Source organism: Enteractinococcus helveticum, from assembly GCF_020742345.1.
Taxonomy (GTDB): Bacteria; Actinomycetota; Actinomycetes; order Actinomycetales; family Micrococcaceae; genus Yaniella; species Yaniella helvetica_A.
The window spans coordinates 1-4,068 of record NZ_DYXC01000162.1 but is presented as its reverse complement, the minus strand read 5'-3'; the positions used below and the strand labels follow the sequence as shown (position 1 = coordinate 4,068).

Annotated in this window: 4 protein-coding genes; 3 read left to right on the top strand and 1 reads right to left on the bottom strand. The window is 55.1% G+C overall.

Going from position 1 to position 4,068, the window contains the following annotated elements; translation table 11 throughout:
* Positions 1-746, bottom strand: a 746-nt coding sequence (locus K8V32_RS13910) for a dioxygenase family protein (RefSeq protein WP_303908780.1), incomplete at its 3' end; no start/stop codon positions are given.
* 152 nt (positions 747-898) lie between these two features.
* On the opposite strand from K8V32_RS13910, the gene K8V32_RS13905 reads away from it, so the two are divergent.
* The 3 genes from K8V32_RS13905 (at position 899) to K8V32_RS13895 (ending at position 3,966) form a co-directional block, all read left to right on the top strand.
* Entirely contained in the window at positions 899-2,227 is a 1,329-nt protein-coding gene (locus tag K8V32_RS13905; protein ID WP_303908777.1) for a sensor histidine kinase, read from the top strand.
* A complete protein-coding gene (locus K8V32_RS13900) occupies positions 2,224-2,898 on the top strand; it encodes a response regulator transcription factor (protein WP_303908774.1) in 675 nt (224 codons plus the stop codon). The genes K8V32_RS13905 and K8V32_RS13900 overlap by 4 nt, the downstream gene beginning before the upstream one ends.
* 390 nt (positions 2,899-3,288) lie before the next feature.
* A complete protein-coding gene (locus K8V32_RS13895) occupies positions 3,289-3,966 on the top strand; it encodes a hypothetical protein (RefSeq protein WP_303908771.1) in 678 nt (225 codons plus the stop codon).
* Positions 3,967-4,068 lie beyond the last annotated feature (102 nt).

Here is a 4,068-nt window from a genome sequence, read left to right as displayed (position 1 = left end):
TACTCATCGAGTTCATAGACATCCGTCAGGATGTCCTCTGGGAAGGCCATCTGGGAGGTTGCAATCGCATTGGTGTAGTCGTTGATGGAGGCCTCGTCCGGGTAGACCTCGAAGTGAATATGCGTCCATCGACCCGCATAGCAGCCGGGCATGATTGAGGTGAATGTGACGTTGCCATCGGCGTCGGCGATTTGGACGCCGCGCAGCCAGCTTTCATCTTCGACACCCTCGGAATACATGGAATATAAGCCTTGGGCATTGCAATGCCAGGCGTAGACCGCCACACCAGCAAATGGTGCGTCGTCGTTGGCCATATCGGTGATAGTGAAGGTGAATTCGAGTGGGACTCCGTCAACAGGCGCATCGGCACCGATACTTGATCGAATATCGCGACGCACAATGCCTGTTTCTTCTAATACGTCGGGACCGTTAGACCCATCGCCTGGATACGGTCCTGCGGTTTCGTCTGGGATTTCTCCGTCCGGTAGGTCCGTGGTGGAGCCAGTCTCGGTTGAGGACGGGGTCGACGCCGTGCCGCCGGTGGTGGAGTCGGTGCTGCACGCGACGAGTGCAAGAGTGCCAGCGCCTGCCAGGCCTGCGCCGAAAAGTCCTCTTCGGCTTATGAGCGTGCCCATATCAAAACTCACGCCCTGGTCTACGACTTCTTCTTCCGGCCGGTCAAGCAATCGACCTTCGTAACGAGGTCCCTGTGGGGATTGGTTTGGTTCGGGGATATGTGTTGGCATAATTTTCTCCTGTTCTGTTGGTATCAATCCTGCTGCAAGCTGGGCCTGGATGCGTCGCCCAAACGCAGACTCTGCATAGCGCAGATGCAGTATCCTGGCCTACCGCCAGAAGGTGACGCTATGAGTGTTGCTGAGGTGGCACACTGGTAGATATGAGCCCAGAACCCTCCTCGGATAGATCCAGCGACGCAAATATCACCACACCATTAACGGTCAGCACACCGGTCAAGACTCCGGCATGGTGGATGGGTCGCGGCGGGGACCTGGTGGCCGCCGCGGCAGTGTTGTTGGGCGGGATATTATTGGGTGGTGCGTTATTTCACGGGCCGGAAGTTTTTGGTCCACCGGAAAGACCACCGTTTTGGGGTCCCACACCACAGGAACCGGGCGCCCGAGCACCGGGCAGCGCTCCGGCGTCGGCTATTGCCACGCTGACATTGCTTGTTGTACCTGCCGGATTGATGTTTCTTCGCCGACGATGGCCTCTATTGGTCTTCAGCCTGGTGTTGACGGGGTTCATCAGTGCAGTACTGTTCAATTTGCCGTCACTGAGTCCTGGAATAGCCGCCACGATCGCCGCCTACGCATTTGCGTTTCGTGCGCCCCGCAAAGTCGTGCTGTGGGTGATTAGTGGCGCTACAGGCCTGCTGGTGCTCCTGGCACTTGCTGTGGCCGGTTGGGATTCGCTTGATACTCGCGTGTTTCAGATCGGTGCGGCATTGGCCATTGCAGCGGCACTTGCAGACAGTGCACGCTCACGTCACGCGTATCTGCGCCAGGTTGAAGATCGCGCCGAGCGTGCCGAGCAGACTCGTGAGCTGGAGGCCCGGCGGAGAGTTGCAGACGAACGGTTACGCATCGCCCGTGACCTCCACGATACCGTGGCACACCAGATCTCGGTGATTAATCTGCATGCCGGTGCAGCATCCGGGTATCTCAACGAACAACCAGCCCGTGCCCAAGTGGCGCTTCGGACGATCCGGGAAGCAGCCCGAGACGCGCTGGGCGAGATCGGTGGGCTACTACGGTACCTACGGGATGACGAACACAGCGACCTGGCGCCACACCAGGAGGGTCTTGACGAGTTGGAGACGTTACTTGCCAGACTGCGCGAGCTGGGCCTGGAAATCAACACCGATGTTCAAGGTGATCTCTCGCAATTCACCGGACTGACGAATACCGTGGCATACCGCGTGATCCAGGAGGGGCTAACCAACGCTCACAAACACGGCAGCGCATCGACCGCCCAACTGAGCATTCAGGTGGACCCCAAACACCTTCGTATTGTGATAGCCAACGCCATTTCGGAAGATAGCCCGGATACCGACACGACAACCAAAGGGATTGGCACCGGCCTTGGCCTGATTGGGCTTCGCGAGCGAGTCGCCGTCGTGGGAGGACATGTCTGGACCCATAAAGCTGCTGGCCAGTACCGACTGGAGGTAGAGTTACCCTGGCAGCGGGAGGAGGACCCCACGTGATATCAGTGCTTGTAGTCGATGATCAGACGCTGATCAGACAGGCCGTGGTTGGCATTGTTGAAGGCCATCCGGAAATCAATATTGTAGGTCAAGCCGATAACGGCGACCACGCTGTGGAACAAGCCAAAGAGCTTCGCCCAAACGTTGTTCTGATGGACATCCGGATGCCCGGCCTCAACGGTATCGAAGCAACCCGCCGTATCTGTGATGATCCTGAGCTTGGTGATACGAAAGTTTTGATCCTCACCACGTTTGAGGAAGACGACTACGTTGTAGAAGCCTTGAGGGCGGGTGCGAGCGGTTTTATTGGTAAAGGCGCGGAACCCAATGACATCACCCGGGCCATCCTCGCTATCCATGCGGGGGAGTCGCTGTTATCCGCGACGGCTACACGGGGACTCATTCGACGGTATGTGCTTGCTGAACAGCCCGCTGCGAATGTCGATCCCGCGGCCGTTGCTGCACTGCAGTTGCTGACCGAGCGTGAAACCGAAGTCCTGGTGTTGGTTGCCCGCGGCTTATCGAATCAGCAGATTGCCGAACAGCTCTATATTTCACCGCACACCGCCAAGACGCATGTGAATCGCACAATGCATAAAGTCCACTGCCACGACCGGGCTCAGCTGGTAATCTTGGCATATGAAAGTGGCTTGCTGTCCCCTGGCGAGTAAAGAATGCACGACTGGCCGTTAGATGCCCTATTTTTGGGACAACCTATTCCATTGGGGACACAACAGGTTGGCGAACCAACTGCGCTAGTGTGAGTGCATCGTCCGGTACTATCAGAAAGTACGTTTCCTAAGCGTCAGCGTCTTCTCTTAACACACTCATCAATTTGCCTGCCGTTTCGGCACGTCACCGAAGGGGTGATGGCATGGGTGATTTTTATCTTTTGGAACAACTTTCGCGGAACCCTCAATCTAATCTTGTACTCGGTAATCCCTATATTTCGGAGCTGGCTAGGCCATATCCGATAATTGGGAACTCCGGAGTGGCGCAAGTTCTCCTGACGGTGTGTTGCAACATTCCGGACCTCATCACTTGATTACAAGGGAACGAGAATGAAACAAAGTACATTGGAAGGAGGGGGTCAGTTGCGTGGCGAGAATAGGAAAATTCAGTCAGGATTTTCGAGATTCTTAGCGAGTATCCTTGCTGCAGTCCTATCACTGGCTGGTCTTGTAGCCCTAGGGCCAGCGGCCTATGCAGCGACCCCCGGGATCAGCACGACAGTCCTTCACAACAACAGCCCTATTGCTGAAGGGGCTGTTGTTACTGCTGGTGACAATCTGACCATTCGGGTTCAATATGACGAAGACGTTGACTCAGGGCAGCCTGTCGTCATTGGTCTACCTGAGGGTGTCAGCTTAGAAGAATCTAGCTTGGAAATCCCATCAGGAAATACTGCTATTGACAGTATTGAGCTGGTCGACGGAAAAGTTCACATTTCTTTTACTGACCCCAGCGAATGGGATGTGCACCAAGGTGTTTACGACCTGAATTTCGTTATTGACGAGGTTGAATACACCGAAAATAAGACCATCGAATGGACTGTTGACGGAGATCCTTCTTCTCTTGAGGTCACTGTCAGGACTCCAGGTGATGAACAAGAGAACGTCAATGATCGGACTGAGAAGAGCGTCGGTTGGGTGGACCTCAGCCGATTTGTCACAGTTGATAAAGACGGCAACGTAACGGTTGATGCAGACATCGTCAACGAGTCGATCAACACACGCTGACAGTTCACACACCCAGCGGAGTGGACCGTTCATCCTTCACAATTACTGATGAGCTCTCTGAGTACCTGTCGTATAACAATGATTTCCAAGCAGAACTTACTA

Coding starts and splice junctions, on each gene's coding strand:
- K8V32_RS13895 (WP_303908771.1), top strand. CDS start 3,289: ATGAAACAAAGTACATTGGAAGGAGGGGGTCAGTTGCGTGGCGAGAAT.
- K8V32_RS13905 (WP_303908777.1), top strand. CDS start 899: ATGAGCCCAGAACCCTCCTCGGATAGATCCAGCGACGCAAATATCACC.